Here is a 25,394-nt window from a genome sequence, read left to right on the forward strand (position 1 = left end):
ACTTGGGACAGAATATCATCATAAAAAAAGGGGGGCCCATGCATTGACCAATTTTTCTGCGGAAACCGTCAAGCTATTCGAATCGGTGCTCGATGAGATCGCAGAGACACTGGAGACTCGTGTTTTCAACACCGGAGAATCCATCTTCAAAGAAGGCGACAAGGGGGACCGGGCTTATTTCGTCCGTATCGGAGGCGTGGAAATCTCCAAAACCGCCAGCGATGGTCAGTTGATCCACCTGGGAACCATTCATCCTGGCGATATTTTCGGCGAGATGGCGCTGATCGACGGGGCGCCGCGCATGGCCAACGCCATGGCCATCAAGGACACGGAATGCGTTATCTTGCCGCGTGTCCTGTTTTTCCAGGAGCTGACCAAGGCCGAGCCTTTCACCCGATTCCTCATCAACACCTTGCTGGTGCATGTGCGCAACATGGGCATTCGCATTGTTTCACAGGCCGAGTTGGCGCAAGTGCCCTTCGTCGAGCGCTTCGTCAATGCCTACATCGCTCATGGGCGCGGGGTTAGCGATGTGACCTATTTCTTCTGTGATGCCGATGGGGAAAAACGCGAAATCGCCGTGCAAGGGATCAATGACGATGACCTCTGCCGCCTTTGGGGCACGATCTCTGCCAAGCTGGGGTTCGTGGATGACTTGAACGTGCTCGACGATCTGGAACGTCAAGCTCTCTATGACATGTTCGGGCAGGATACGGTGGAAGAGTTGCAGGCCGGGGTGATTGAACTGATATACGATTCCCTGACCCAGCGGGCGCATCTGGTGGACAATGCCCAAGGCCTCTATCAGGCGTTGTTCGGGAGCTATGAAAACCCCCATCACCTGGAAAACGCGGTCCTTTCTTGAGGTTTAAATCATTCAAATAAATGGGGTAAGGGGCGCTATACGTTTACGGAATAGCGGCCTTTTATGATTTTAATATATTAGTAATAAATAATATGTTATAGTATCCATATCGGACACAGTAGGGGGGATTCGTGGACGAACCAGATATGAAAGGAGAATCATTATGACCAGACTGTTATCGTATAGCCTCTTAGCCCTTGTGATGCTCGGTGGATTGGCTTTTGCGTTCCTGGCAAACCCAGCATTGGTCTGATTCCGCCTTCAGGCGTCCCGACCCTTTGAGGCATTTGCTATCGGCAAAAAAATGCCGCGTTCGGAGGACGAGCGCGGCATTCGTTTGGCGTAAATCACGTTATTCGCGTTTGATCGGATCGGATTCGGCGCGAATACCGTGGTCGGTTTTTGGGTTCGATATTCAGACGCAGCCCGTCGGTTTCGGCAGACCACCCCATTTGCATATCATTTTCATCGGCCCGGTGGGGAAGTGCCCATAGAGCTCCTTCACATCCATGCCCATGGACTTGGAAAACTTCCGCAGGGCAGGGACCGTGCCGTTTTCGTCATACATGCGGCGGGCTTCCTGAATGAATTTCAGCTTGTCCTCGTCCAGCTCGTAGCCGTCGGTCTCGGCCAGTTGGGCGCCGACCGCCTCGGTCCATTCCGATCGGTCCACCAGGTAGCCTTCGCCATCCACATTGAGGGTCATCGTCGTCTCCAAATTAATTAATAGCGTTTTGCAACTTCTGGGCAGATGGGGAGGGATTCCAAGGATACAAGGGGCTGAAAGGGGGGGATATGCAAAAAAACGAATGTGACAACGACATTATTTCGAAAAAAAAACGATTATGTGTGATGGCCGTCACGGCAGACGAGGGGCAAAGGCGCGATGATGATGTTGACGCGATGGGGCGGCCCATCCTCCCCGCTTTCCCCCAAGCACCACGCTTCATCGCGTCACCCCAAATTCTTCTCTCTCTCTCCCATCCTTTCCCGGCTCTCCCCCAGAGCCGGGCTTCTTTTCGGTTGAGTTCCCGCTATCGAAAACAAAATGATCAAAAAAGACGCCCTGTGATGGCCGTCACCGCGCGCCGGATGAAAAGGGTGCATTGTTAAGTCATAGCGACGGGGCGGCCCATCCTCCCCGCTTTCCCCCAAGCACCTCGTCCCGTCGCCCCTCGAAACTAGTAAACTTAAAGCAAACCCGGCTCTTTCCTCCCTGGAGCCGGGCTTTTCTTATGCGGGCCTTCGTGATTAACTGATTCCATGATTGGGAGCCTTTCGGATCTGGTTTTTGCCATGGTTGCCTTTGTTGGCGGCCATTTCCTGCTGTCTTGGCACCCCATCCGGGTTCAAATCATCGGATTGATCGGCGAATGGCCATTCCGCGGCCTCTATTCCATAATGGCGGCGCTGTCGTTGATTTGGGCCGTCCTGGCTTACCAGGTGGCTCCGGAGGTAATCCTCTGGGACCCTCACATGGCTTTCCAGCATATGCCCATGTCCATGATGGTGCCGGTCTGTCTGCTGCTGGTGGCCGGGTACACGGCGATCAATCCTACCGCCATCGGCATGGAATCGGCGGCGGCGCGGCAGCCCCTGGCCGGGATTTTTGCGATTACCCGCCATCCGGTCATGTGGGCCGTGGGCCTGTGGGGCGTGACCCATGCCCTGTCCCGGGGCGATGCGGCCTCGCTGATATTTTTTGGCGGCATGGCGGTGCTGGCTTTGGGGGGCAGCCTCGCCATCGACCGCCGCAAGGCCAAGGAGGGCGGGCTATTGTGGGAGCGCTTGCGGCAAGAGACTTCCAACGTGCCTTTTGTCGCCATCATTCAAGGACGGGCAAGGACCTCGCCGTCGGATATCGGCTGGTGGCGATTGGCGGGTGGGACGCTGTTGTTCGTGGTTCTGCTGTTCTGGCACGACCGGATTTTGGGGGTGCCGCCTTTGCCCGGTGTTCCGCTTTTCTAGCCCTGCAACGGCACACAGAGGTCGGTGATGATTTCCGATTCCGGCACGGTCTTGGAATCGTTGACATAGATCTCCAAAAACGGCCGTTCCCAATCCGCGGCATAGGCCGAGGCGGGGAGCCATTCATCGCGCAGTTTGGGGAACAGGTCTTTCATCTGGGTATAGGGGCCCTTCATGCGCAACATGCCATAGCGACCACCGGGAATGACCATGGTGAACATTTCGGGTGTGTCCTTGAAAGAAGGCATGTTCAGCAGGCTGACCGACGCCACATAGCGGCACAGGGCCGGCGGATTTTTCGCCGGATGATCCATGCCGAAGCCATAGGCGCCCAGGACCTTGTCGGCCAGATCCCGTTCTCGCAGCCAGGCCCAAAGATCATGCCACAAAGCCGGGGCGGTTTGCTGATAGACCCCCAACCGGGCCATGGCCAGCACCGGGATATCGGGTAGAAATTCCATGCGGACGTCCATGGGGGCCTCCTGAGCATTAATGACGCGGGTATTGTACCTGATTTGTTTCCTTGCTGGAACCCGGCGAGAATCAGCGCTATATCCGTCCTATGAATACGGTCGTGCCCTTCATCCCGCAAAAGCGACAGCCGGTCGGCGACGGCCCGGCCTTTCGGCTGGAGTCCGACTACAGTCCGTCGGGGGATCAGCCCCAGGCGATCACCGAATTGGTTGCCGGTATCACTGCCCAAGAGACCGATCAGGTGCTGCTGGGCGTAACCGGTTCGGGCAAGACGTTTACCGTCGCCAAGGTCATCGAGCAGGTCCAGCGCCCGGCACTGGTGCTGGCCCCCAACAAGACCCTGGCGGCGCAGCTCTATGCGGAGATGAAGGAGTTTTTTCCCCATAACGCGGTGGAGTACTTCGTTTCCTACTATGACTATTACCAGCCCGAAGCCTATGTGCCGCGCACCGATACCTATATCGAGAAAGACTCCGCCATCAACGAACAGATCGACCGCATGCGCCACGCGGCGACCCGCGCGTTATTCGAACGCGATGACGTGATCATCGTCGCCTCGGTGTCTTGTATTTACGGCATCGGCGCGCCGGAGACCTATGCCGAGATGGTGGCGAAAGTGACCGTGGGCGAAGAGGTGGCGCGGAATGCCTTGATGAAGCGGTTGGTGGAGCTGCAATACCAACGCAACGACGCCTCCTTCCATCGCGGCACCTTCCGGGTGCGCGGCGATGTGGTGGAGATCTTCCCCAGTCACTACGAAGACCGCGCCTGGCGGGTATCGTTCTTCGGCGATGAGGTGGAGGAAATCCGCGAGATCGATTCCCTGACCGGCGAAAAGACCGGATCGTTGGAGCAGATCACCGTTTATCCGGCCAGCCATTATGTCACCCCGCGCCCGACCATCCAGCAGGCGATGATCAAGATCAAAACCGAACTGAAGGCGCGGCTGGAAATCTTGCACGCCGAGGGCAAGCTGCTGGAGGCCCAGAGGCTGGAGGAGCGCACCACTTTCGATCTGGAAATGATGGAGACCACCGGCCATTGCTCTGGCATCGAGAACTATTCCCGCTATTTGACCGGCCGCGAGCCGGGGCAGCCACCGCCGACCCTGTTCGAATACCTGCCGGAAAACGCCTTGTTATTCGTCGATGAAAGCCATGTCACCGTGTCCCAGCTGGGCGGCATGTACCGGGGCGACTTCAACCGCAAAAGCACCCTAGCCGACTTCGGGTTCCGGTTGCCGTCCTGTGTCGACAACCGGCCGCTCAAGTTCGAGGAGTGGGAAACCATGCGCCCGCAGACGGTCTATGTGTCGGCCACCCCGGGCGATTGGGAGATGGAGCGCACCGAAGGGGTGTTCGTGGAACAGGTGATCCGGCCCACCGGGTTGATCGATCCGGTCTGTCTGGTGCGCCCGGTGGAGCATCAGGTGGATGACCTGATGGCCGAGTGCAAGGCCTGCGCGGGCAAGGGGGAGCGCGTGCTGGTCACCGTGCTGACCAAGCGCATGGCCGAGGATCTGACCGAGTACCTGCACGAACAGGGCATCCGGGTGCGCTATATGCATTCGGACATCGACACCATCGAGCGAATCGAGATCATCCGGGATCTGCGTCTGGGAGCCTTTGACGTATTGGTTGGCATCAACTTGTTGCGCGAGGGGCTGGATATTCCCGAATGCGCCCTGGTGGCCATCTTGGATGCGGACAAGGAAGGCTTCCTGCGCTCCAAGCGGTCGTTGGTGCAGACCATCGGCCGAGCGGCGCGCAACGTGGATGGCCGGGTTATCCTCTATGCCGACAAGATGACCGATAGCCTGGAGTACGCTATTTCCGAGACCAACCGTCGCCGCGAGAAGCAACAAGCTTTTAATGTCGCCAACGGCATCACCCCGGAAAGCGTCAAAAAGAAGGTCGCCGATATTCTCGAGGGTGTGGAGCAGAAGGACTATGTCACGGTGCGTCTCTCCGATACCGGCGGGCCGACGGAGGTGGTCGGCAAGGACCTGACGCAGGTCAAGGCAGACATGGAAAAGCGCATGCGCGCCGCTGCCGCCGATCTGGAGTTCGAGGAGGCGGCCCGCCTGCGCGACGAAATTCGGCGGCTGGAGGCTCACGAATTGGGCCTCGATGGGGCAGGGGTGGCACCGCGCGCCGCCTCGCGGGCTGGGGTGGGCGGCAAGGGTCCGGGCAAAAAGGGACGCGGTCGCAGGGGGTGATTTTCTTTCCCTGCAGTGCAAACGCCCCTTGCCTCTTTTTGTTTGCGGCGCAACAATAGTCGTCAATCAAATCGGACGACAAGAAAGAGGGAGACAGCCGGGATGACGAATCGGGTAGGCGATCTACTGGGCGACCAAACACCAGTGCAAGTGGAAGGCAACGCCACCGTGCGCGAGGCGGGACGAATGATGACCGACCGCAACGTGGGCTCGGTGGTCGTGGTCGAGGACGGCAAACTGCTTGGGATTTTCACCGAGCGGGATGCCCTGCGTATCTTTGTGGCGACCCGCCGCAACGCGGATTTGACCGAGGTGCGCGACGTGATGACCCGGGAACCCAAATGTATCGGGCCGGATACCCTGGCTTCCGACGCTCTGGCGATGATGAACGAAGGGGGCTACCGGCACCTGCCGGTGATGGATGGAGATACGCTTCTGGGCGTTGTATCCCGCCGGGTGTTGATCACGTAAGGATAATGGCCAACCAAGCCCTTGACCTTTGTCGCGGGTTCCACTAGAACAACCGCTCTTCGGGGCCGGATGACGGTCCCGCGCGTGCTTTATATTGAGGATTTCCGATTATGGCCCGACGCTGCGCCCTCACCGGCAAAGGCGTGCTGACCGGTAACAACGTCAGCCACGCCCACAACAAGACCCGCCGCCGCTTCCTGCCCAATCTGCAGGTGGCCTCGGTGATGAGTGACGCCCTTGGCCAGTCGGTGCGTATGCGGTTGAGCGCTAAGGCGATCCGCACCATCGAGCACAAGGGTGGCCTGGACAGCTTTCTGCTGAATACGGCGGATTCGCAGTTGCCCGACGAGGCCCGCCGTCTGAAGCGCCGCGTCAAGAAGGCCCTGGCGACCAAGGAAGCCCAGGCTGCCTGACACAGGTAATCATGCGACGATCAAAGGAGCCCGCCCCATCGGCGGGCTTTTTTGCGGGCTATTTTTGGAAAATATCAGTTTCTGCCCTTTTTTTGCCACAACATTACGGGAAAGTCCTGTAAAACAAAGGCTCCTGAAATTGGGAAGTCTAGCCGGAGGATTCCTGTGATTTATGGAGCGATTATAAGCTTAAGGTTCACTTGACAGAATCGTTCTAAACTGGGTCTATAGGGTTATAAAATACTATCGAGGTGTCTATGAATCGCCTTAATCGGGTGTGTGCCACTGTTGCCCTTGTGGCGGGTATGGTGGGAGTTTCAGTAGAAAGCCGGGCTGCCGACCTGGAAGTGGTCATCAATGGCTTGCGGGACCATGGCGGGACCGTGCGCGCTTTCATATGGAAGGGGGAAGAGGATTTCCGTGACTATGCCAAGGCAACGCATAGCACGCGCTTCAATTCTCGTCCCGGACGGGCCGTATTGGCGTTTTCCGGTCTGGAACCTGGGCAATATGCCATCATGGTCTACCATGATGAGGACAATGACCAAGAGCTCGACCGTTTTCTAGGCATGATCCCGACCGAAGGATGGGCCTTGAGCAATAATCCGAAGATCACCGGTCGACCCGCTTTCGAAGACGCGGCGGTGACAATTGAAGATCCAGGTGCCCAAATCGTGGTCCGTATGGTCTATTAGCGCCGCTTTTGGAGCAAATATGTGCTGCGTCGCAACGTAAATCTTGACCAACTTGCCCCGATGTCCGAATACTGACCCGCTTGGCTGCGTACGAACGGCCTTCTGGGAGACATCAAATGGCAAATACGGACACGACGGAATGGGCTTCCGACTTTCCGGAAGTCGGCTATGACCAGTGGCGGGGATTGGCCGAGAAGGCGCTGAAAGGGGCGGATTTCGCCAAGCGTCTGGTGACCCGCACCTACGAAGGCATCGATATTCAGCCGCTTTATGGACAGGCGGATGCGACCGACGGATTGGCGCGCATCCTGCCCGATCGCCATGGCGGTTGGGAAATCCGCCAAACTCACCGGCATCCGGATCTGGCAGTCTGTAATAAGGCACTCCATGTGGATCTGGAAAACGGCGTGGACGGCATTCTGCTGTCGCTGAATCCGGACGGTATTGGCGGTTGTCTGATCCGTGGACTGGATGATCTGGACCGCCTGTTGGACGGGATCGACCTGACGAAGGTTCCCCTGGCCCTGTCCGGTGGCCCCGACTTTGGGCATTACGCGGCGCTGATGATCGGTCTTGCGGCGCGCCGGGGCAATGACCTGGGGGCGGCCACTTTGTCCTTCGGTGCCGACCCGCTCGGGATCTTGGCGGGGTCCGGGCAATTGTCTCAGGGGCTGGACATCGCCTATGCGCAGATGGCTGATCTAGCGACCTATTGTCTGGGCGAAGCGCCCGAAGCCAAAGTCATGCGCCTGAACATGGCGCCCTATCATGAAGCCGGCGCTTCCGGCGTTCAGACCCTGGCCTGTCTGCTGGCGACCGCCGCCGAGTATGCGCGCCAACTGGACGCGCGAGAGGACATGGCACCCACCGATTCGTTACGGTTGATGGAAGCCTCCCTGCCGGTGGATGGAGACCTGTTCCTCACCATCGCCCAATTGCGAGCCGCCCGTCGGCTCTGGGCCCGGTTCGGCGAGGCCTGCGGGCTAAGCGAAGACCAGCGCGGCCTGGCCCTGCATGCGGTCACCGCCCGGCGATTGCTGACCCGCCGCGATCCTTGGGTCAACATCCTGCGGGCCACGGCCACCACCTTTGGTGCCGCCGTGGGCGGGGCCGACAGCATTACTGCATTGCCCATGGACGAAGACTTCGGTCAGCCCGGTGAATTCAGCCTGCGGGTGGCGCGGAACCTTCAATCGGTGCTGCGTGAGGAATCGTCTCTGGGGCGAGTGGCCGATCCGGCGGCCGGATCCTGGTATGTGGAAGATCTGACAAGCCATCTGGCCGAAAAGGCCTGGGCTCAGTTCCAGGACATTGAAAGTCGCGGTGGATTGCTGGCGGTGCTTGAAAATGGCTCCCTGGCCGGCGAGTTGGCCGAGACCCGCGCCGCCCGGCGGCGCAATCTGGCCAAGCGCAAGGATCCGCTGACCGGTGTGTCGGAGTTCCCCAACATCACCGAGAAAGAGGTGGAGACCGAAACAGTGGATCTGGCGGCCCTGCGCACCGCCGCCACTGATCATGGAACGGATGTAACCGATTCCGTCGAGCCCGGGGGCGGCGCCATGACCGTGACCTTGGCCGTGGCCGCCGGCGAGGGGGCAAGCATTGCCACCATGCGAGGCGCCGTTTCCGCTGCTGCCACGTCGATAGAGCCCTTGCCGTCCCACCGCTTGTCGGAAGATTTCGAGGCCCTGCGCGATGCCGCCGAGGCGGCCGATCCCAAGCCGAGTATCTTCCTCGCCAACCTGGGCCGGGTGGCCCAGCACACCGCACGGGCTTCCTTCGCCAAGAACTATTTCGAGGCAGGCGGCATCGTTGCTTTAACCAATGAAGGCTTTGGTGACCCCGACAGCATGGCCCAGGCCTTTAAGGAAAGCGGCGCCAAGATCGCCATTCTCTGCGGCGGCGATCCGCAATATGCCGACCTGGTGCCGACCCATGCTCCGGCCCTCAAGCAGGCGGGTTGTACCCGGCTGTTCGTGGCCGGACGCCCCGGGGAGCGCGAAGAGGCGGACCGGGCGGCGGGCGTTGATGCCTTCATTGCTCTGGGCGACGACCTGCCCAAGATTCTTGGTGAAACACTGACCTTCTTGGGGGTGATCCGATCATGAGCACCATACCCGATTTCACATCCGTTTCCTGGGCCAACGCGTCGGTCGCCAACCACACCTCGGGCGAAACCTGGGAAACCCCCGAAGGTATTCCGGTCAAGCCCGTCTACGATGCCCAGGACCGCGACGGCCTGGATTTCCTCAGCACCTGGCCGGGGCTGCCGCCGTTTTTGCGCGGGCCTTATCCGACCATGTATACCCAAAGGCCCTGGACCGTGCGGCAATATGCCGGGTTCTCCACAGCCGAGGACTCCAACGCCTTTTATCGCCGTAATCTGGCGGCGGGGCAAAAGGGCCTGTCGGTAGCCTTCGATCTGGCCACGCACCGGGGCTACGATTCCGATCACCCCCGGGTATTCGGCGACGTGGGCATGGCCGGGGTGGCCATCGATTCCATCTATGACATGCGCATTCTGTTCGGCGGTATTCCGCTCGACCAAATGAGCGTCTCCATGACCATGAATGGGGCCGTTCTGCCGGTATTGGCCCTTTACATGGTCGCCGCCGAGGAGCAGGGAGTCTCGCAGGACAAGCTCAGCGGCACCATCCAGAACGACATTCTCAAGGAGTTCATGGTCCGCAACACCTACATCTATCCGCCGACGCCGAGCATGCGGATTATCTCCGACATCTTTGCCCATACGTCGAGGAATATGCCGCGCTACAATTCCATCTCCATTTCCGGCTATCACATGCAAGAAGCCGGAGCGACAGCGGACCTGGAACTGGCCTATACCTTGGCGGATGGCGTGGAGTATATCCGCGCCGGGCGGGCCGCCGGGCTCGACGTGGATGCTTTTGCGCCGCGGTTATCGTTCTTCTGGGCCATCGGCATGAACTTCTACATGGAAGTGGCCAAGCTGCGGGCCGCGCGGCTGCTGTGGGCCAAATTGGTCAAGCAGTTCGATCCCAAGAATGACAAGTCCCTGTCCCTGCGCACCCATTCGCAGACTTCTGGCTGGTCGCTGACCGCCCAGGACGTGTTCAATAACGTTACCCGGACAGCGATCGAGGCCATGGCGGCGACCCAGGGCCATACCCAATCGCTGCATACCAACGCCCTGGATGAGGCCCTGGCGCTGCCCACCGATTTCTCGGCCCGCATCGCCCGCAACACGCAGCTTTACCTGCAACAGGAATCCGGCACCTGCCGGGTCATCGATCCCTGGGGCGGTTCCTATTTCATGGAGAAGCTGACCGCCGATCTGGCGGCCCGGGCCTGGGAGCATATTTCCGAGGTGGAAGAAACCGGTGGCATGGCCAAGGCCATCGAGGCGGGGATTCCCAAGCTGCGCATCGAGGAGGCCTCGGCCCGCACCCAGGCGCGTATCGACTCCGGGCGTCAGGCAGTGATCGGGGTCAACCGCTACCGGCCCGACCACGAGGACGCCATTGATGTGTTGAAGGTGGATAACTCCGCCGTCCGCCATGCCCAGTTGGACAAGCTCGAACGGCTACGGGCCGAACGGGATGCCACGGAAGTGGAATCCAAACTCACGGCCCTGACCAATGCCGCCGACGGCGATGGCAATCTTTTGGAACTGGCCGTGGACGCGGCCCGGGCGAAATGTACCGTCGGAGAGATTTCCGAAGCGCTGGAAAAGGTCTATGGTCGCCACAAAGCGGTGATCAAGGCGATCTCCGGTGTCTATGGCGGTGAAGTGGGCGAGGGCGGCAACGTGTCCCAGGTTAAGCAGATGGTCGAAGGTTTCGAGGCCCGCGAGGGGCGTCGTCCGCGCATTCTCATCGCCAAGATGGGCCAGGATGGTCACGACCGGGGCCAAAAGGTGATTGCTTCGGCCTTTGCCGATCTGGGCTTCGACGTGGATATCGGTCCGCTGTTCCAGACTCCGGAAGAAGCCGCCCGCCAGGCGGTGGAAAACGACGTGCATGTGATTGCCGCGTCGTCGTTGGCCGCCGGGCATCTGACCCTGGTACCGGAGCTGCGTGGACAGTTGGAAGCCCAAGGCCGCGATGACATCATGATTGTCGTCGGTGGGGTCATTCCGCCGCAGGACTTCGAGGCCCTCTATGAAGCGGGGGCTCAGGCCATCTACCCGCCGGGCACGGTGATCGCCGATGCCGCCGTGGAACTGCTGACCAAGCTGAATGCGGTTCTCGGGGACGAGGGCTAGATCGACCCATGGATGGACCCGCGCCTGCTCGACCGCGTCGGCGGCCCAGTGTCGCCGATCTGGCGGCGGGGCTGGCGGCGGGGGATCGGGCCTCTCTGGCCCGCGCCATTACCCTGATCGAAAGCACCAATCCCAAGCACCGTGCCGACGCCCACGGGTTGTTGCAACAAGCCATGCCCCATTCCGGCAAGGCCCATCGCATTGGCGTGACCGGCGTGCCCGGGGTAGGCAAGAGCACGACCATCGAGGCCTTTGGCTGTTATCTCACCGGGCTCGGCCATCGCGTGGCGGTGCTGGCGGTGGATCCTTCCTCGTCGCGCTCCGGCGGCTCCATTCTCGGCGACAAGACCCGCATGGAAAAGCTCGGCGCCGATCCCAATGCCTTCATCCGACCCTCGCCCTCCGCAGGGACCCTGGGCGGCGTCGCCCGGGCCACGCGCGAGACCATGCTGTTGTGCGAGGCGGCGGGCTACGACGTGATCCTGGTTGAAACCGTTGGTGTCGGCCAATCGGAAACCGTGGTCGCCGAGATGGTCGATGTGTTCCTGGTGCTCATGCTGCCCGGCGCCGGGGACGAACTGCAGGGAATCAAAAAAGGTATTCTGGAGTTGGCCGACGTGATTGCCGTGAACAAGGCCGACGGCGACAATGTGCAACGGGCCGAATCCGCCGCCCAATCCTATCGCGGCGCCCTGCATATCATGACCCCGACGGAATCGAAGTGGCAGCCGCAGGTGCTCTGCATGAGCGGCGCCACCGGCGCGGGCCTGGACAAACTCTGGGAGACCCTTCGGGCCCACCATGACACCCTGCATCAAAGCGGCGAACTGGCCGAAAAACGACGCCACCAGCGGTCTCGCTGGATGTGGTCCATGGTCGATGACCGCCTGCGCGAAGAGCTGCGTGGCCATCCCCGAGTTCAATCCCTGATGACCGATTTGGAAAAGGCCGTCTATGACGGCGACCTCAATCCCAGCGCCGCCAGCGAACGCATCATCGGCGCGTTCTTGGGGGAGAAGGACTGGGAGTAGGGAGTGTTACTCCCCAGCAGCCGTCACGTATTTAGCCACCAGATCGGTAAAGGCATCCCATTTCATCTTGCCGAAGTGGGCATGGACCACCACGCCGCCTTCACGGGCCTGCATGCGCAGGTTCGGAAAGCGTTTCCCCGTCGACGTGCCGAGTTCCACGGCATTTGGATCGAGAGTCTTGAAAAGCGGCAGTTCCACGTCCGCTTTGCGGCACCCCAGGCCATGGCCCCAAATGAATGTGACCCGCTCAAGGCCATCATAGCCAGCATGGGCCGGGACCGGGTCGATCAGCCACGCGAAGGTCACTGCGATGCAGATGATTTTTCATGAATAAAGGGGCGGCTGTCATGGGATTCTCCGTTCAAATGGAAAACCCGGCCCTTTTCCAAAGGCCGGGTTTCCGGAAGCGCGATAGCGTCCCGCCGATCAGGCGCGGCGGAAGGCGCTGAAGGGGTTGGCGGCCTTGCGGGCCTTGGCGGCCAGTTCCTTGGCCTGCTTGCTCAGCTTGTGGGCTTTATAGCCGCGATACATGGCGTAGCCGCCAATGCCTCCGGCAACCAAAATGACCGGGCCCCAGGCGCCCAGGCCCATGCCCAGCCCAAGGCTCCAGCCGGTGCCGTTCCAGATGGTACCGGCGGCGGCGGCGGTTTTGGTGGCTCCGGCGGTTCCAGCGGCGGCCCCGGCTCCGGCGATGCCAGTTTTGGCCGTGCCCACGGTCGCGGTGGCTGTTCCGGCGATCTTGGTCCCACCAATCTTGGCGGCGCCCATCTTGGCGGCTCCGGCCTTTGCGGCTCCGGCCTTTGCGGCGGCGGCCTTGCCCGGGGCGGCGGCCACGGCCTTGCCCGGTACGACGGACACGTCCGCCGGACCCTTGATAACGACGCTTTCGCCTTGCAGAAGCTTCAATCCGGCTTCGGTGATACGCATGATTCGAGACCCCTCTCTCTCAAAAAAAACTGCCTCGAACGGATAAGAGGCAGGCTGAATACTTGAAAGCCATAGTACGGAATTGAATTCGTTCGGAAAACCCTTTTTTTCTAGATCACGTTGTATTTGATCGATTCCTATAAGGTCGCGCCTGTCCATCGGGTCCGATTGGACCCGACACGCGCTAGAGGTCGATACTTCGACGGCTGCGGCCTCGCGAAACTGTGACGACCGTCGTTTTTCATCGCGGCGAAGATTTGCTATACTCCGGGGAGTATCGATGATTCCGCAGAGGTTCCATGGCCGAGCCCGTCGCCACCGTTGCCGCCATTCAGAACGCCCAGTTTGAGCGTGTCACCTTGGATCGTGCCCGCGACCGGGCGACCCGGGACCTGCTGCGCAGCGAACGGGACCAGCGGTTCCGCGACGATATCGAAGATCAAATTGCCGCCGATGCCTTGAATGCGCAGGCCGCGGCCCTGCTCGAGGCTCGCGACGATACGGAACAGGCCATTCAATCCCTGGAAGCCACCCAGGCCGGTCTGGATGCCGCCGGGCGGCTGACCGATCAGCTCGAAGGCATTGCCTTGGCGGCACAGAACGCCAGCACGGCCGTGGAGCGGGAAGAACTGGCGCGGCAATTCGATCAGGTGGCCTCGCAGTTGGATAATCTGGTCGGCGATACCTCCTATCAGGGCACCAATCTGCTGGATGTGCCCGCCGATAGCCTGCGGGTCTCCACCAGCGATACCCCCGGCACTGAATTCACCGTCGAGGGCCGGGCCAGCGATGCGGCCAGTCTGGGGCTGGGCAGTGCGGCCACCGACTACAACAACTTCGCCACCCAGGCCGATATCGACGCCGCGCTGAGTGCCGTGCAGAGCGCGGGCAGCACCTTGCAGGCCAGTGCCCAATCCATCGGTATCAATGCCTCGATCCTGGAAGTGCGGGCCGATTTCAACGAAGATCTGGCCAGCGTGGCGCAGACCGGCGCGGCCCGGCTGACCGACAGCGACCCCTATGAAAGCGGTGCCACCCTTCAGGCGGTGGAGGTGCGCGACGCTCTCAATATCGAAAGCCAGCGCATCGCCGCCCGCTCCCAGTCGCTGATCGTCGATCTGGTTTCCAATAGCTTCTGATGATCCGCTCGTCCCACGCCTTGCAGGCTGCCCGCGCCGCCTACGCCAAGGCCGCCAAGGGGCCGCAGATCATCGCCCGGGCAGAAACCGAGGCCCTGGTCAAGGCCGCCCGGCTCTTGGACCAGGCCCGGCATGGTCGCGGCGACCTGGCCGGGGCCCTGCGTTTCAACCATCGACTCTGGTCGATCTTTCAGTCAGACCTGGAAACAGAAGGCAGCCCGCTTTCCGACGACTTGCGCCGAAACCTGCTGGATCTGTGCGATTTCATGGCTCAGGAGATCAATCTGGCGGCCCGCGATCCGAGCACGGCACGCCTGGACGAGATGATTGCCGTCAACCGTACCCTGGCCCAGCGGGATCCCTGATCAACCGGACTTTTGCCCTTGTTTGTGGTATAATTCCAGCGTCTCCCGGGCTCGGGGATGGGGCCGGGGAGCTTGGACCTCACAGCATGGGGGAATGTCATGAAAATTCATCAACATTGGATGGCGGCAACAGCCTTGTGCCTGGGTATGGCCCTGGGTGGAACCGCCGTGGCGCAATACTGGGGCGCGCCCTGGTCCGGTCCGGGCCCGCGCGTGGGCCCCGGTGGTCCGCAGAGTGGCGAGGCTTCGCGCATGACCCATGAACGGCAGAACCTGATGCGTGACCATGGTCAGGAAATGCTGCAACTCAAACAGATCTTCGAGGGCCGACGCCATATTGATCGCCGGGAAGCGGCCCGCATGGCCCGGGAAATCGAATCCGGCGCCGGGGAGAACCTGTGGCGGCTCTATAGGCCGGGCACCCGGACCCGCCATTCCCGCAGCCTGCCTTTGATCTGGGAGAAGTTCGACATCTTCAAGGGCTATGCCGAGGAACTGAAGAACCGCGCAGGGATCCTGGCCGACGAACTGGCCATGCGCCCGACCAAGGAAGACGCCAAGGAAGGCAATGTCTATCGGCCTTCCGGCCAACGCTATGCCGGGCCACCCTGGCGGACGCGCATGCCCAACCGAAGCGGGCGTTCCGGTGGTTGGCGCGAGGAGACCTTCACCCAGGACACGGTCAAGGCCTTCTCCGACCTGATCCAGTCCTGCCACCAATGCCACGATACCTTCCGCATTCCCAAGTGGTGGTAAGCAGAGCGGTGCGGTCATCGGATCGGGGGGCCGTCTCCAGCGGCCCCTTTGGTCTGTTTATCTTGGCCCTCATCGTCCGATCCCCATCGGTGGCGGTCCAGAGATGCTGGGGCGTGGTGGGGAGGCCGGTGTGTTTCAATGGAATTAGTGGACTGTCACCGTAACTTATAGGCGAATATATGAGTAATTCAAAATCTCACCATAACTTTCTGATATTCCAATGCTCAGCACCTTATGAGAAATCTTTCTTGCATAATCACACCAAAAAGTAAGAGCATGATCGCGGTTGAGGGCCGCTGCTGTCAAGCGCTGGGGAGCGCGAAGCGGTCTGATAGATGGGATTGGGGTGAGCGTATGGTCAATGATGATCCAGGTGGTATTGTCCAGCCCGAAAGGGATCTGGACGCCGATGATGCGACAGTTGAGAGCCGAAGCGTTGCTTCCTCGCAAGCGAGTGGTGGTCTGAATTCAGATCTGACAACGGAAATGAATGTCGGGGCCCGAAGCGTGGCGGAAGTCCTGGGGCAGGTGGTTCTGCTGGCGATGCGGTCGACCAACATGCGGCATTTATTCATTGCCGATCTTGAATGGACGCTGCTGCCGCCGATCCTGCTCAAACAATTCCGCCTGTACCGCTCGAATGGGGACGTCGTCGGCTTCGCCAGTTGGGCGCCATCAGAATGGCGAAGTAGAAACATATTGTGTTGTTGTTGATTTGGTTTCCACTGAAACAGGGGGAAGCGATATTTACACCAATTTACAAGATAAGATTCCGTATATCTTCGAATAGTTTTTGTATTATAGGTGAATATTATGATTAAATTTATATATATATTAAAACTAAGCTGGGAATCCATGTTGGTTTCTATGTCATTTATATATATATACGTTTATCTGAATGACTATAAATTATCTCTATATGCAGGTTTTTTTGTTCTTCTATTATATGTACTTATATTTCAGAAAAAATATAGGGTTGATAAATACTATGGTTTTGAGTTAAAAAGAAATACATACTTCGGATTAGAATCGTTTTATGTGGATGTTATTATAATTGTTTTCAATGTTTCTATGATATATATTTCATACTATATTGTGGCTGTGTACAGTGATGAATTATTGTCTGTAATATTGGCGAAAAAAAAATATATAGACTTATACCACATCGATATAGTTATGCATTTAACTAGTAATGACTCGGCGAGCGAGTGGCCAAAATTTATAAATGTATGTGTCTTTTCGTCAATTATATCTACTTTATTGGTATTTGTTTTCGTATTTATTGAGATTTTATATAATAATAATATAAAGGAGTTATCTAATAGAGAGATTGACCGTAACTTTTTGTATGCAACTTATTATATAAGTGGATATATGTATGTTTTTTTATCGTCGTATAAAATAATAATGCATCAGTATTTTGGTGGATATTTGTACGATAATGAAAGCTACGAAATGTTTGCCTTGCTGATGGCTTCTTTTGGGTTTCCAATTGGTTTTGGTGGATTGTTGTTTTGGTTATATTGGACTATTCGGTTTTTGAATATGCTGTCGCAGCGCGAGCTTGGTGATTCATGAGGGGGTGAGGAATGGACCAATGGGGTCAGAGTAAATTGATAACCGGGCCCCCCTGTTACGACGCCCTTGGCCATTCTGGCGGGCAAAGACGAAAGGCGTATCAGGGACTTTATAAGGAAGGCATTCCGGATCGAGCTCTGGAGGAGATCCGGTTGAACACCAACAAAGGCTGGGTACTCGGCGGGGGTCGCTTCAAGGGTGAAATCAAAAAAATGACGGACAGGCGTATAGAGCCAATTCCCAGAGGTGGGGATCTGAGGTCAAAAAAATATCGGGAGGTGGCAAATGCCTAGGCTCAGGACCCATAAAAGGGATTCCCAATAGTCGGTGGACATGATTCCCTTCCCTGGAATTTTAGGGAGGGGAAAGCCGATGCAGAGCCATCATTTCTGGTTGTCCGACAAACAATTCGAACGCCTTCAACCGTTGCTGCCGAACAAAACAAGAGGCGTCCCGCGCGTCGATGACCGGCGGGTGATCAGCGGCATCATCCATGTTCTTCGCCACGGCTTGATGTGGCGTGACGCGCCCGTCGCCTATGGACCGCACAAGACCCTGTACAACCGCTTCGTCCGTTGGAGCGAGGCCGGAGTGTTCGACCGGATCTTCGCCACCCTGGCCGCCGAAAGCACGGCCACCCATACGGTGATGATCGACGCCACCCATCTCAAGGCCCACAGGACGGCGGCGAGCCTGCTCAAAAAGGGGCTGTTCCCCGCCGTATCGGGCGCACCAAGGGCGGCCTGAATTCGAAACTGCATGCCGCCTGCGATGCCGATGGAAAGCCCCTGATCCTGCTGCTGACCGAAGGACAAGTCAGCGACTATCGCGGCGCCGACACCATGCTCCCTGCATTCCCTGATGCCGACGACCTGATCGCCGACAGGGGATACGACAGCGACCGTTTCCGCCAGGCCCTGCTTGATCTCGGCATCGAGCCCTGCATTCCAGGTCGCTCGAACCGCAAAGAGGAAATCCTTTACGATAAAGCCCTCTACAAGCAGCGAAACTTGATCGAGCGCATGTTCGGTCGGCTCAAGGACTGGCGGCGTATCGCCACCCGCTACGACCGTTGCGCCCATACCTTCATGAGCGCAATCTGCATCGCCGCAACCGTCATCTTCTGGTTATGAGTCCTGAGCCTAGATCGATTTACTCTGACCCCTTTGATTGGTCTTCACGAAGGGCTTGACGTATTGCGGTGGGTTCAGCCGGACCTTGTGTCCAAGGTCCTGGATCTCGCGGGCGAAATGATGCGCGCCCGAGCAGGCCTCCATCGCCACCAGGCAGGGAGCAAGTCCGCCAAAAAACGGCAAAAGCTGGCTCCGCCGCAGCCTCTTACGCAGAACCGGACGACCCGCCTCGTCGGCCCCATGGACTTGGAACAGGTTCTTGGCCAGATCAAGGCCGATCATGGTAACATTGCTCATTGGACGCTCCCGCTATTGGAAAGTTTCAACACCTCCAGTATGGCTCATCACGAAGCCGATAGGGGGCGTCCATGCCATTACCGTAACCTGTCACCGTAACCCCGATCTTTCAATTCCTTATCGCCCATAAGACCAATGGGGTCAGAGTAAAATGATAACCGGGCCCCCCTGTTACGACGCCCTTGGCCATGCTGGCGGGCAAAGACGAAAGGCGTATCAGGGACTTTTTAAGGAAGGCATTCTCATCCAGCACCCGCTGCCATTGCCCGTCCGGCATGAGTTCCCAGACTGCGCCGAGGGCGTCTTTCTAGGTTCGATAAAAATTGCAGTCCCTTGATAACAGTAGTAAAGTAGTAGTTTATGCACTTAACAACCTTTTGCGGGAAGAAATGCTTCAAAAGCGATACAAGAGAATTTATCAAATAATATTTCTTCTATGGTTGGGGCCCAATTTCGTGTTAACGGCCTATGCTGGACTGTTCTATCTTGGATTGATCCCGATGAATAACCTGCTCGGAGAAAGGGACCCAAGAAAACCTGACCAACAATTTGCCATCCCAATCCTGGAAATGGGAAAGGCTGCATACGACGCCGATAATTTTACGAAAGCCTATGAAATTCTGTTGCCATTTGCCAAGGCAGGGCATGCGGAAGGACAGTATTATCTTGGAAAGATGTTGGACCAGGGACTGGGCGCTAAACAGGATCGATGCTTAGCCACGGAGTGGTTCGACTTGGCCGCTCGAAGCGGTTTTGCTCCTGCCCAATACGAGTTGGCATTGGCATATAGGGAGACTCACGATGGGCTGATCGACAGTGCCTCACAAAGCTATTTGTGGATGCTTGAGGCTGCTCGAAATGGCCATGGGCTGGCTATTGACGATCTTAGTAAAGGCCATGGTTTCGGTTCGTTTATGCGCGCACGCACCGCTCACGACATCAAGATTAGGCATGCGAACTGGCGCCCCAAAATGGAGCCGCCTGTCCGCATTGTCCGATTGCTCTACATTCCATCATTCACAATGCTACAACACCATTTAGGTGCGGGAACTTGTCGAGAAGAATGGTTCTCGTAATTTACATTAGTCGTCATGGGATTTTGCTCTCCGATCAATTTCTTCTTGAAGCCCCGGATGTTCTACATTTTGCCTGTAGAGATTTGATAACTCAGCAGCAAGAGCGACAAATCCAACCAATGCCCCAATGAATGGGTTGGCTAGACCGATAGGTGAGGTATAAGTCGCTACCTTCCCAGTAGCCGTCGCAATTTTATCAGACGTCTTGTCTTCCACCCGATCTTTCAATTCCTTATCGCCCATCAGAGTCATGTCCCAGGTGGGATTAGTGAGGTTGTCGACAACTTTTTCCTGTAGGTCGCGGGCAAGATCTGGGGCGGTCTTCGACAAGCCCTGGATAGATTCCAAAACTCCCGACCGAGCCGCGTTGCGCGCGACCGGAGTATTGGCGTTGCGCAATCCCACCAGGGCTTCCAGAGCAGCTAAACCCGGTTTTCCCGCCGCGAGCACTTGGTCTTCGGGCACCTTGTAGTCCCTGGCAAGTGCGGTTGCCCGCGCCTGGGCCAGGGCGGCCTGTTCAGCCTTCTCCCTGGCCTCGGCCTCCTTGCGGGCCTGGTCGGCGCGTTCGGCTTCCAAGGATATGTTTCCCTTGGGGGTGGTCTTTTATTCGTGCTTTAGGTGTGATATGATAGGTACATGCAACTCGCCCCTATCATCCTGGCCATGTTTCTGATGGCTGACCCGCCGACGGGAACGGACAGGCCGTCCTCGTTCGAGGAAGGGACCGTGGTTCCGTATCCCATCCCGCCGGATATTTGTGTTGAAGCTCACCTCAATGATGAATTGAGCGTAAAACGTGGCTACCGGTTGACTGTGCACAGACCACCGGTTTCCCATAGAGTTCTGCGGGCATTAGAGTACGCGAGGCAGCGAGGACTCGTTCATTTGCGCCGCTGCGCCATGTCCAAAGCCTAGTAGCGTGGTCCTTCTTCCTCCAGAATCTCCAACGTATTCTCATCCAGCACCCGCTGCCATTGCCCGTCCGGCATGAGTTCCCAGACTGCGCCGAGTTCGTCTTCGATCCTATCGCCCGGACGCTGGCCCAGGATTTCGGAGGGCGAGGGTTTTTTGTCTTCCAAGGATATGTGGCCCTTGGGGTTGGTGCCGATATGGCCACGGGGATTCGCTGATTTCAGGTGGCCGGATGGGTCTTTCGTTCCAATCCAATTTTTATCCGGTCCCTTCTCCGGTGTTTGGGCGATTTGCGCGCCGCCGTCGAGGGAGGCGGTGTTGTCGATCGCCGAGCCGTTGTAATCGCCATCATTGCGACCGCCGGGGTTGGTGTCATCATGCCAGCTTCCAACACCACTGTTGTTCCAGCCGCCGCTATCGGACCAGGTGTCGCCATCATCGGAAACCGATGCCCCCGCCGACTGGCCGGAGGTGCCGCCCAAGGTATCGTTGTCGTCCCGGTCTTCCCAGAACTCCAGCAGCCCGGTCATGGGATTGATGGAGCCGCCGTCGGTGGCCAGGTGCAGCAGCATGGCTTCCTGCTCGGTAATATGAGCCAGCAAGGTATCGCCGTAGCGGCCATGGTCCTGCAACAGTTGGCCCGCCGCCCGCCGGGCCAGGGTCTCGTCCAGCTCCCGGCGGGACTCGGGGAATGCGAAGGCCTGGCCCACGGCCCGGGCACCGCCGGACAGATCCACCTTGCCCGGATAGGTCTGTTTGAACCAGGCGGTAACCCGGTCGCGGGCGCCCAAGGGGTCCGCGCGTCCGCCGTCCATATAAGCCCGGCTCATCATCGCCCGGTTCACGTCGGTGGCGGTCCAAAGAGCCAGAGGCTTGGCGAGGATGCGGGCCAGGGCCTCGGAGGTGGTATCCCGGTCCAGGCGGTCTGCGTAGTCGCTTTCCGGCGCGAAGGTTCGAACGAGTCTGTCACGTTTCATTGGTTTGGGTCCTTTATCAGCTCATCGGATAATGCTCCGATATGTGGGATTCTATAGCCTATAAAGGCCTATTATACGTTGTTGTTCCCATGATCATTCGACTTCCCCGGCAGCTTATCAAGAACAAAAAAGGGGTATTACCGCCCATGGACCCAAAAAAATAGGCCCCCATGCATTCATGTGGGCCAATATCGGAAAAATTACCTAGAAAATTATGCGAAGGGGGCAGCGCGGAGGGCTTAACAGGCTGCTTCTGTAATCGAGTCATTTGAGTCAAGCTGATTTCCAAGCCGTCGGTTTGAACCTGGGTTATGTGGCGCCCTTTGCTTCTGTCCGCGGTCGACGTCGTCGCCGCATGATGGGGATCAAGGGGGATCGGGTGCAGCAATCTGAAAAGCGTGGTCTTACGCCACTGCAGCCTGCGCGCTGTCATCCGAGCCCCGCGCGTCGCCACGCGTCCTGGCCGCCCTTCAGGCGATCTCGGTTTTCGTTGTGTTTAGATGGCGGTCTCCTCCTTGCGGTACTGGAAGTCCGTGCCGTCGATCCACATGCGATGCATGATTACGGCGAGACGCCGGGCAACGGCGACCTTGGCGCGTTTCATCCCGCGCCTTTTGGCGACCGCGAGCCCCCAGTGTTTGAGCCAGGACCAACGGCGGGTTCGAGTGAGAAGTGCATTGGCGGCCTCGAACAAAAGCCAACGAACCATGGCATCTCCGCACTTGCTGATGGGGCCGCTTCGGTCCTGCTCTCCCGAGGCGTATCTGCGTGGGACAAGCCCGAAGTGGGCGCCGACCATGACCGACTTTTGAAACCGTTCCGGCACGTCGAGTCCTGTCCTGAAAGCGAGGGCGGTAACCGGGCCGACGCCGGGAACGGTCATCAGGCGCCGGCAAACGCTATCATCGCGCGCAGCGGCATGAACCTGCCGGTCGAGCTTGTCGAGTTGTTCGAGCAAGGCTTGGCGCGCAAGCAAGAGCGGCTCGGCGGCTGCGCTGAGGTGCGGGTTATCAGCCGTCAATTCCCGAACCCGCGCCGCGAAAAGGCGTCCGCGCGCCATACCGACCTTGAGGCCGAAAGCTTTCAATGTTCCTCGTACCGTATTGGACAACTGACGGACCTGATGAACCAGGGTCTCCCGATGGGTCAGCACCATCCGGAGCTCCTGACTGCGCGCGGTCTTGACGTGGGTCGCGCGGTACAAACCGGTCCGCATCGCCTGGCTGATCAAGCGGGCGTCGCGACGGTCCGTCTTGACTGGGCTGGCGCTGGCAAAGGCCTTCATTTGCCGGGTCTCGATACAAATCACAGGGAGGCCCCGACTGGACAGTCCTGCGTACAGCCAAGGCGCCAGAGGGCCAGCTTCCAACCCAATTCGCGCAAAGCCACGCCCGCTTTCCTCGAGCCAAGTGGCGACCGCCTCGGGTGTGCTTGACACCTTGCCTTCGCGAATGACGGTTCCCTTTGCATCAATCTCACAGATCGAAATGCTTGCCATCGATACGTCCATTCCAACAAAATACTCCATAGCTGGTCTCCTCTGTTCCATGTCCAGGAATTGACCCGGATACTTGATCAAGACCGAGTGTGGAGACCAGCTGACTGTTTAGGCAATCCCTGACTGCTCGATTACCGCCATCTGAAAAAGTGTTGTTCTACGGCCCGCGTTACCCTTCGTCCCTCGACAAGCTCGGGATGAGGAAGCTCAGGGTGAGGCTAAGAGGCGGATTTAAAAGTATCCTTTAGATATCAAGGCAGTAGATTTTTGATTTGGCCAGGAAAGGCCGACGACACGGGGCGGCGCCCCGTTAGGAGGTCTTGACGCCGCCAGAGCGGAAATATACGCCCTCGAGATCAAAGGAATACTTTTGAATCCGTCTCTAACATGTTGAAAATTCAAAGACCCTCATGCTGAGCTTGTCGAAGCATGTGTCGCCACAGGCTCGAAATCGGACTTTTTCCGCAGCCTGCTAGAGCTGCCTCTTGATGTTCAGCGCCTTGCCCCGGTAGGCGACCCACCGGGGGGAATGGTGAGCCGACCGACGAGCGAATCCGGTCGTTCGGCGGGAGATCAGTCGGCGATCACATGGGGCACGAAGCGGGCGTCGTCGCTGGTGACCCAATTGTTGTCCTCGCGCATGCCCATGCCCGCCGCCTGGGAGGCCACCAGCCAGACGCCGCAGACCGGGCGGAAGCCGTCGAAATCGGGCAGGGGGTGGTAGGCCTGAAGAACAAAGCCCTCCTCGCCATAGGGGCCCACCTTGGGGGTATGTGGCACGGCGCCGTCTTCCACCAGGGTGATGTCCCAGCCCTCGCGGGAGAACAGCGGTTTCTTGACAAAGGTCCCGCCCAGGTCGGCCGCGCGCGGGTCGCCTTCGAAGTAGGCCGGTAGCAGGTTGGGGTGGCCCTCGTACATCTCCCACAGCAGGGGCAGCAGGCCTTTGTTGGAGAGCAGGGACTTCCACAGGGGCTCGATGAAGGTACAGCCGCTGTCGGGGATCTGGGCGCCGAAATCCTCGGCCATCATCCATTCCCAGGGATAGAGCTTGAACAAGGTGGTGACGGCCTCATCCTCGGTATCTGTAAAGCGACGGTCGGGAGAGAGCCCCAGGTCTTCCATATAGAGGAACCGGGTCTCCAGTCCCGCCTGAGTGGCCACGTCTTCCAGGTAGGCCACCGTCGCGCGGTCCTCGGTGCTGTCCTTGGCGCAGGCGAAATGCAAGCGACCCGGGATGCCCATGTTGGACAGGGATTCCTGCAATCGCTCATGCAGGGAATTGAACTGATCGCAGCCCGGCGGGATGATGCCGCGCTCCATGGCCTGTTCCAGCCAGACCCATTGAAAGATCGAGGCCTCGAACAGGGATGTGGGCGTATCGGCGTTGTATTCCAAAAGCTTGGCCGGGCTTTGGCCGTCATAGACAAAGTCCATGCGGCCATAGAGATTGCGTTCCCGGTCGGCCCAGCTATCGGCGATGGGTTGCCAGAACAACTCCGGCACCGCCAGCTTCTTGAGCACTTCCTCGTCGTTGACGGCCCGCTCGACCACCTCGAAGCAGAATTGTTCCAGCTCCTCCACCGGGTCTTCCAGGTCGTCTTCGATCTGGCGCAAGGAGAACTTGTAGCACAGGCTCTCATCCCAATAGGGATCGCCGTCGAGGGAATGGAAGCTAAAGCCGTTTTGCTCGGCGGTGGCTTTCCAGTCCTCGCGCTCGGGAATGGCAATGCGGTCCATCAGCCGCCAAAACTGCGGTAGCCGGTGCGCGTCGACCCGGTGGGCATGCGCGCCGTCTGTCCAAGGCTGGAAGCCCGGCTGCCGAAACCACCCCGGCGCATGGTAGAGGTCTTGACGCTGGGGGTCTTGGTCAGTGATTGCGGCACCTTGGTCATGCCGGTTTTGGAGGCCACGGTCTTGTTGTCGGCGGTGCGATAGGACTTGGCGTCGTCGGAGGAGCGATACAGGGGTTGGCTGCGCCCGGCCATCATCTGGCCCATCATGAAGCCCATCATCATGGGCATGAAGACCGAGCCGCCCGATTGGGTCTGATAGGGGGAATCTTCGCATTGCCCGGCGCCGAAATCGGCTTCGCAGTCGCCCTTGGAAGTATACTTGGGCGCCACCTTGGCATGCTGTTCCTGGGAAGCAGCCAGGGATTCCGTGCAGAGTTCCTTGGTCATGCCCGGGGTGATCATGCATTGATCAACGCTCTCGAAAACCCCCACGTCCACTTGACTTTCCTCGCAGGCGGTCAGGGCGAGGGCAGAGGCCCCCATCATGACCAGGGCAACGTGACGCGAACGCTTCATGACAAACTCCTTCAACTCCGGATACGGGTTGTTCCGAATATGGGCAGAT

General features: G+C 58.6%; 26 protein-coding genes and 1 pseudogene. 17 read left to right on the forward strand and 10 right to left on the reverse strand.

Annotated features, from left to right (window positions below; genetic code table 11):
* Positions 1-43 precede the first annotated feature (43 nt).
* A complete protein-coding gene (locus tag MGMAQ_RS19460; protein ID WP_052716202.1) occupies positions 44-865 on the forward strand; it encodes a cyclic nucleotide-binding domain-containing protein in 822 nt (273 codons plus the stop codon).
* Between the two features lie 415 nt (positions 866-1,280).
* On the opposite strand, the gene MGMAQ_RS06905 is transcribed toward MGMAQ_RS19460, so the two are convergent.
* On the reverse strand, positions 1,281-1,571 hold the full coding sequence (locus tag MGMAQ_RS06905; protein ID WP_046020964.1) for a TusE/DsrC/DsvC family sulfur relay protein: 291 nt from the start codon (positions 1,569-1,571) through the stop codon (positions 1,281-1,283).
* A gap of 89 nt (positions 1,572-1,660) precedes the next feature.
* Between MGMAQ_RS06905 and MGMAQ_RS20680 the strand changes: the two genes are divergently transcribed.
* Together MGMAQ_RS20680 and MGMAQ_RS06910 are read left to right on the forward strand one after the other, a co-directional pair.
* Entirely contained in the window at positions 1,661-1,978 is a 318-nt protein-coding gene (locus MGMAQ_RS20680) for a hypothetical protein (protein ID WP_148560877.1), read from the forward strand.
* A 150-nt stretch (positions 1,979-2,128) separates the two neighbouring features.
* Positions 2,129-2,833, forward strand: coding sequence for an NnrU family protein (locus tag MGMAQ_RS06910; protein WP_046020965.1), 705 nt, complete (start codon positions 2,129-2,131; stop codon positions 2,831-2,833).
* Here MGMAQ_RS06910 and MGMAQ_RS06915 read toward each other — a convergent pair.
* A complete protein-coding gene (locus MGMAQ_RS06915) occupies positions 2,830-3,306 on the reverse strand; it encodes a GyrI-like domain-containing protein (protein ID WP_046020966.1) in 477 nt (158 codons plus the stop codon). The genes MGMAQ_RS06910 and MGMAQ_RS06915 overlap by 4 nt on opposite strands.
* Before the next feature lie 89 nt (positions 3,307-3,395).
* On the opposite strand from MGMAQ_RS06915, the gene uvrB reads away from it, so the two are divergent.
* From uvrB to meaB, 7 genes are all read left to right on the forward strand, one after another.
* Positions 3,396-5,525, forward strand: a complete 2,130-nt coding sequence (gene uvrB / locus MGMAQ_RS06920; protein WP_046020967.1) for an excinuclease ABC subunit UvrB — start codon at positions 3,396-3,398, stop codon at positions 5,523-5,525.
* A 102-nt stretch (positions 5,526-5,627) separates the two neighbouring features.
* Positions 5,628-5,996, forward strand: a complete 369-nt coding sequence (locus MGMAQ_RS06925) for a cyclic nucleotide-binding/CBS domain-containing protein (protein ID WP_046020968.1) — start codon at positions 5,628-5,630, stop codon at positions 5,994-5,996.
* A 110-nt stretch (positions 5,997-6,106) separates the two neighbouring features.
* Positions 6,107-6,409 (forward strand): 50S ribosomal protein L28, encoded by a 303-nt coding sequence (gene rpmB / locus MGMAQ_RS06930; RefSeq protein WP_046020969.1) that lies wholly within the window; start codon positions 6,107-6,109, stop codon positions 6,407-6,409.
* A gap of 275 nt (positions 6,410-6,684) precedes the next feature.
* Positions 6,685-7,104 carry a DUF2141 domain-containing protein gene (locus MGMAQ_RS06935; RefSeq protein WP_198409171.1) on the forward strand — a complete coding sequence of 140 codons (420 nt, stop codon included), beginning with the start codon at positions 6,685-6,687 and terminating at the stop codon, positions 7,102-7,104.
* 116 nt (positions 7,105-7,220) lie between these two features.
* Positions 7,221-9,212: a methylmalonyl-CoA mutase family protein gene (locus tag MGMAQ_RS06940; RefSeq protein ID WP_046020971.1), complete on the forward strand. Its 1,992-nt coding sequence runs from the start codon at positions 7,221-7,223 to the stop codon at positions 9,210-9,212.
* Complete coding sequence (gene scpA, locus MGMAQ_RS06945) at positions 9,209-11,347, forward strand: methylmalonyl-CoA mutase (protein WP_148560878.1); 2,139 nt, start codon at positions 9,209-9,211, stop codon at positions 11,345-11,347. The genes MGMAQ_RS06940 and scpA overlap by 4 nt, the downstream gene beginning before the upstream one ends.
* 8 nt (positions 11,348-11,355) lie before the next feature.
* Positions 11,356-12,378 carry a methylmalonyl Co-A mutase-associated GTPase MeaB gene (gene meaB / locus MGMAQ_RS06950; protein WP_046020973.1) on the forward strand — a complete coding sequence of 341 codons (1,023 nt, stop codon included), beginning with the start codon at positions 11,356-11,358 and terminating at the stop codon, positions 12,376-12,378.
* A gap of 6 nt (positions 12,379-12,384) precedes the next feature.
* Here meaB and MGMAQ_RS06955 read toward each other — a convergent pair whose 3' ends face one another.
* A complete protein-coding gene (locus tag MGMAQ_RS06955; protein WP_046020974.1) occupies positions 12,385-12,684 on the reverse strand; it encodes a hypothetical protein in 300 nt (99 codons plus the stop codon).
* Positions 12,685-12,804: 120 nt separating this feature from the next.
* Positions 12,805-13,305 (reverse strand): magnetic particle specific iron-binding protein, encoded by a 501-nt coding sequence (locus MGMAQ_RS06960; RefSeq protein WP_252508692.1) that lies wholly within the window; start codon positions 13,303-13,305, stop codon positions 12,805-12,807.
* A 299-nt stretch (positions 13,306-13,604) separates the two neighbouring features.
* Between MGMAQ_RS06960 and MGMAQ_RS06965 the strand changes: the two genes are divergently transcribed.
* The 6 genes from MGMAQ_RS06965 to MGMAQ_RS20345 all read left to right on the forward strand — a co-directional run bounded on the left by MGMAQ_RS06965 (position 13,605) and on the right by MGMAQ_RS20345 (position 18,276).
* Positions 13,605-14,444, forward strand: a complete 840-nt coding sequence (locus MGMAQ_RS06965) for a hypothetical protein (RefSeq protein ID WP_046020975.1) — start codon at positions 13,605-13,607, stop codon at positions 14,442-14,444.
* Entirely contained in the window at positions 14,444-14,809 is a 366-nt protein-coding gene (locus tag MGMAQ_RS06970) for a flagellar biosynthesis regulator FlaF (RefSeq protein ID WP_046020976.1), read from the forward strand. The genes MGMAQ_RS06965 and MGMAQ_RS06970 overlap by 1 nt, the downstream gene beginning before the upstream one ends.
* 99 nt (positions 14,810-14,908) lie before the next feature.
* The gene (locus MGMAQ_RS06975; RefSeq protein WP_046020977.1) at positions 14,909-15,565 is read left to right on the forward strand and encodes a cytochrome c; all 657 of its coding nucleotides are present in this window, start codon (positions 14,909-14,911) and stop codon (positions 15,563-15,565) included.
* A gap of 276 nt (positions 15,566-15,841) precedes the next feature.
* Positions 15,842-16,279 carry a toxin-activating lysine-acyltransferase gene (locus tag MGMAQ_RS06980; RefSeq protein WP_158498804.1) on the forward strand — a complete coding sequence of 146 codons (438 nt, stop codon included), beginning with the start codon at positions 15,842-15,844 and terminating at the stop codon, positions 16,277-16,279.
* A 90-nt stretch (positions 16,280-16,369) separates the two neighbouring features.
* The gene (locus tag MGMAQ_RS06985; RefSeq protein ID WP_158498805.1) at positions 16,370-17,143 is read left to right on the forward strand and encodes a hypothetical protein; all 774 of its coding nucleotides are present in this window, start codon (positions 16,370-16,372) and stop codon (positions 17,141-17,143) included.
* Positions 17,144-17,515: 372 nt separating this feature from the next.
* Positions 17,516-18,276 (forward strand): IS5 family transposase gene (locus MGMAQ_RS20345; RefSeq protein ID WP_148560766.1). Its coding sequence is split into 2 segments (ribosomal slippage): positions 17,516-17,836 and positions 17,839-18,276, totalling 759 coding nucleotides; the frame shifts between segments, so codons are not numbered across the junction.
* Positions 18,277-18,318: 42 nt separating this feature from the next.
* Here the strand turns inward: MGMAQ_RS20345 and MGMAQ_RS07005 are convergent.
* Positions 18,319-18,573: pseudogene (locus tag MGMAQ_RS07005) on the reverse strand (IS110 family transposase); the annotation flags it as partial.
* Between the two features lie 323 nt (positions 18,574-18,896).
* Here MGMAQ_RS07005 and MGMAQ_RS07010 point away from each other — a divergent pair.
* Positions 18,897-19,649 (forward strand): tetratricopeptide repeat protein, encoded by a 753-nt coding sequence (locus MGMAQ_RS07010; RefSeq protein WP_148560880.1) that lies wholly within the window; start codon positions 18,897-18,899, stop codon positions 19,647-19,649.
* 6 nt (positions 19,650-19,655) lie between these two features.
* On the opposite strand, the gene MGMAQ_RS07015 is transcribed toward MGMAQ_RS07010, so the two are convergent.
* The 5 genes from MGMAQ_RS07015 to MGMAQ_RS07040 form a co-directional block, all read right to left on the reverse strand.
* The gene (locus MGMAQ_RS07015; RefSeq protein WP_046020981.1) at positions 19,656-20,225 is read right to left on the reverse strand and encodes a hypothetical protein; all 570 of its coding nucleotides are present in this window, start codon (positions 20,223-20,225) and stop codon (positions 19,656-19,658) included.
* 335 nt (positions 20,226-20,560) lie between these two features.
* Positions 20,561-21,538 carry a hypothetical protein gene (locus tag MGMAQ_RS07025; RefSeq protein WP_046020983.1) on the reverse strand — a complete coding sequence of 326 codons (978 nt, stop codon included), beginning with the start codon at positions 21,536-21,538 and terminating at the stop codon, positions 20,561-20,563.
* A 496-nt stretch (positions 21,539-22,034) separates the two neighbouring features.
* A complete protein-coding gene (locus MGMAQ_RS07030; protein ID WP_046020119.1) occupies positions 22,035-23,066 on the reverse strand; it encodes an IS110 family transposase in 1,032 nt (343 codons plus the stop codon).
* A 543-nt stretch (positions 23,067-23,609) separates the two neighbouring features.
* A complete protein-coding gene (locus MGMAQ_RS07035) occupies positions 23,610-24,773 on the reverse strand; it encodes a glutathionylspermidine synthase family protein (RefSeq protein WP_046020984.1) in 1,164 nt (387 codons plus the stop codon).
* Entirely contained in the window at positions 24,773-25,345 is a 573-nt protein-coding gene (locus MGMAQ_RS07040) for a DUF1190 domain-containing protein (protein WP_052716205.1), read from the reverse strand. Before MGMAQ_RS07040 ends, MGMAQ_RS07035 begins: the two co-directional genes overlap by 1 nt.
* Positions 25,346-25,394: the final 49 nt, after the last annotated feature.

Origin of the sequence: Magnetospira sp. QH-2 (assembly GCF_000968135.1) — a bacterium.
In the GTDB taxonomy this organism is placed as follows: domain Bacteria; phylum Pseudomonadota; class Alphaproteobacteria; order Rhodospirillales; family Magnetospiraceae; genus Magnetospira.

Coding starts and splice junctions, on each gene's coding strand:
- uvrB (WP_046020967.1), top strand. CDS start 3,396: ATGAATACGGTCGTGCCCTTCATCCCGCAAAAGCGACAGCCGGTCGGC.
- MGMAQ_RS06910 (WP_046020965.1), top strand. CDS start 2,129: ATGATTGGGAGCCTTTCGGATCTGGTTTTTGCCATGGTTGCCTTTGTT.
- MGMAQ_RS07030 (WP_046020119.1), bottom strand. CDS start 23,066: ATGGAGTATTTTGTTGGAATGGACGTATCGATGGCAAGCATTTCGATC.
- MGMAQ_RS06965 (WP_046020975.1), top strand. CDS start 13,605: ATGGCCGAGCCCGTCGCCACCGTTGCCGCCATTCAGAACGCCCAGTTT.
- MGMAQ_RS06960 (WP_252508692.1), bottom strand. CDS start 13,305: ATGCGTATCACCGAAGCCGGATTGAAGCTTCTGCAAGGCGAAAGCGTC.
- scpA (WP_148560878.1), top strand. CDS start 9,209: ATGAGCACCATACCCGATTTCACATCCGTTTCCTGGGCCAACGCGTCG.
- MGMAQ_RS06925 (WP_046020968.1), top strand. CDS start 5,628: ATGACGAATCGGGTAGGCGATCTACTGGGCGACCAAACACCAGTGCAA.
- MGMAQ_RS07035 (WP_046020984.1), bottom strand. CDS start 24,773: ATGGACCGCATTGCCATTCCCGAGCGCGAGGACTGGAAAGCCACCGCC.
- rpmB (WP_046020969.1), top strand. CDS start 6,107: ATGGCCCGACGCTGCGCCCTCACCGGCAAAGGCGTGCTGACCGGTAAC.
- MGMAQ_RS06905 (WP_046020964.1), bottom strand. CDS start 1,571: ATGACCCTCAATGTGGATGGCGAAGGCTACCTGGTGGACCGATCGGAA.
- MGMAQ_RS06975 (WP_046020977.1), top strand. CDS start 14,909: ATGAAAATTCATCAACATTGGATGGCGGCAACAGCCTTGTGCCTGGGT.
- MGMAQ_RS06970 (WP_046020976.1), top strand. CDS start 14,444: ATGATCCGCTCGTCCCACGCCTTGCAGGCTGCCCGCGCCGCCTACGCC.
- MGMAQ_RS07040 (WP_052716205.1), bottom strand. CDS start 25,345: ATGAAGCGTTCGCGTCACGTTGCCCTGGTCATGATGGGGGCCTCTGCC.
- MGMAQ_RS07025 (WP_046020983.1), bottom strand. CDS start 21,538: ATGAAACGTGACAGACTCGTTCGAACCTTCGCGCCGGAAAGCGACTAC.
- MGMAQ_RS06980 (WP_158498804.1), top strand. CDS start 15,842: ATGATCGCGGTTGAGGGCCGCTGCTGTCAAGCGCTGGGGAGCGCGAAG.
- MGMAQ_RS20680 (WP_148560877.1), top strand. CDS start 1,661: ATGCAAAAAAACGAATGTGACAACGACATTATTTCGAAAAAAAAACGA.
- meaB (WP_046020973.1), top strand. CDS start 11,356: ATGGATGGACCCGCGCCTGCTCGACCGCGTCGGCGGCCCAGTGTCGCC.
- MGMAQ_RS06940 (WP_046020971.1), top strand. CDS start 7,221: ATGGCAAATACGGACACGACGGAATGGGCTTCCGACTTTCCGGAAGTC.
- MGMAQ_RS06915 (WP_046020966.1), bottom strand. CDS start 3,306: ATGGACGTCCGCATGGAATTTCTACCCGATATCCCGGTGCTGGCCATG.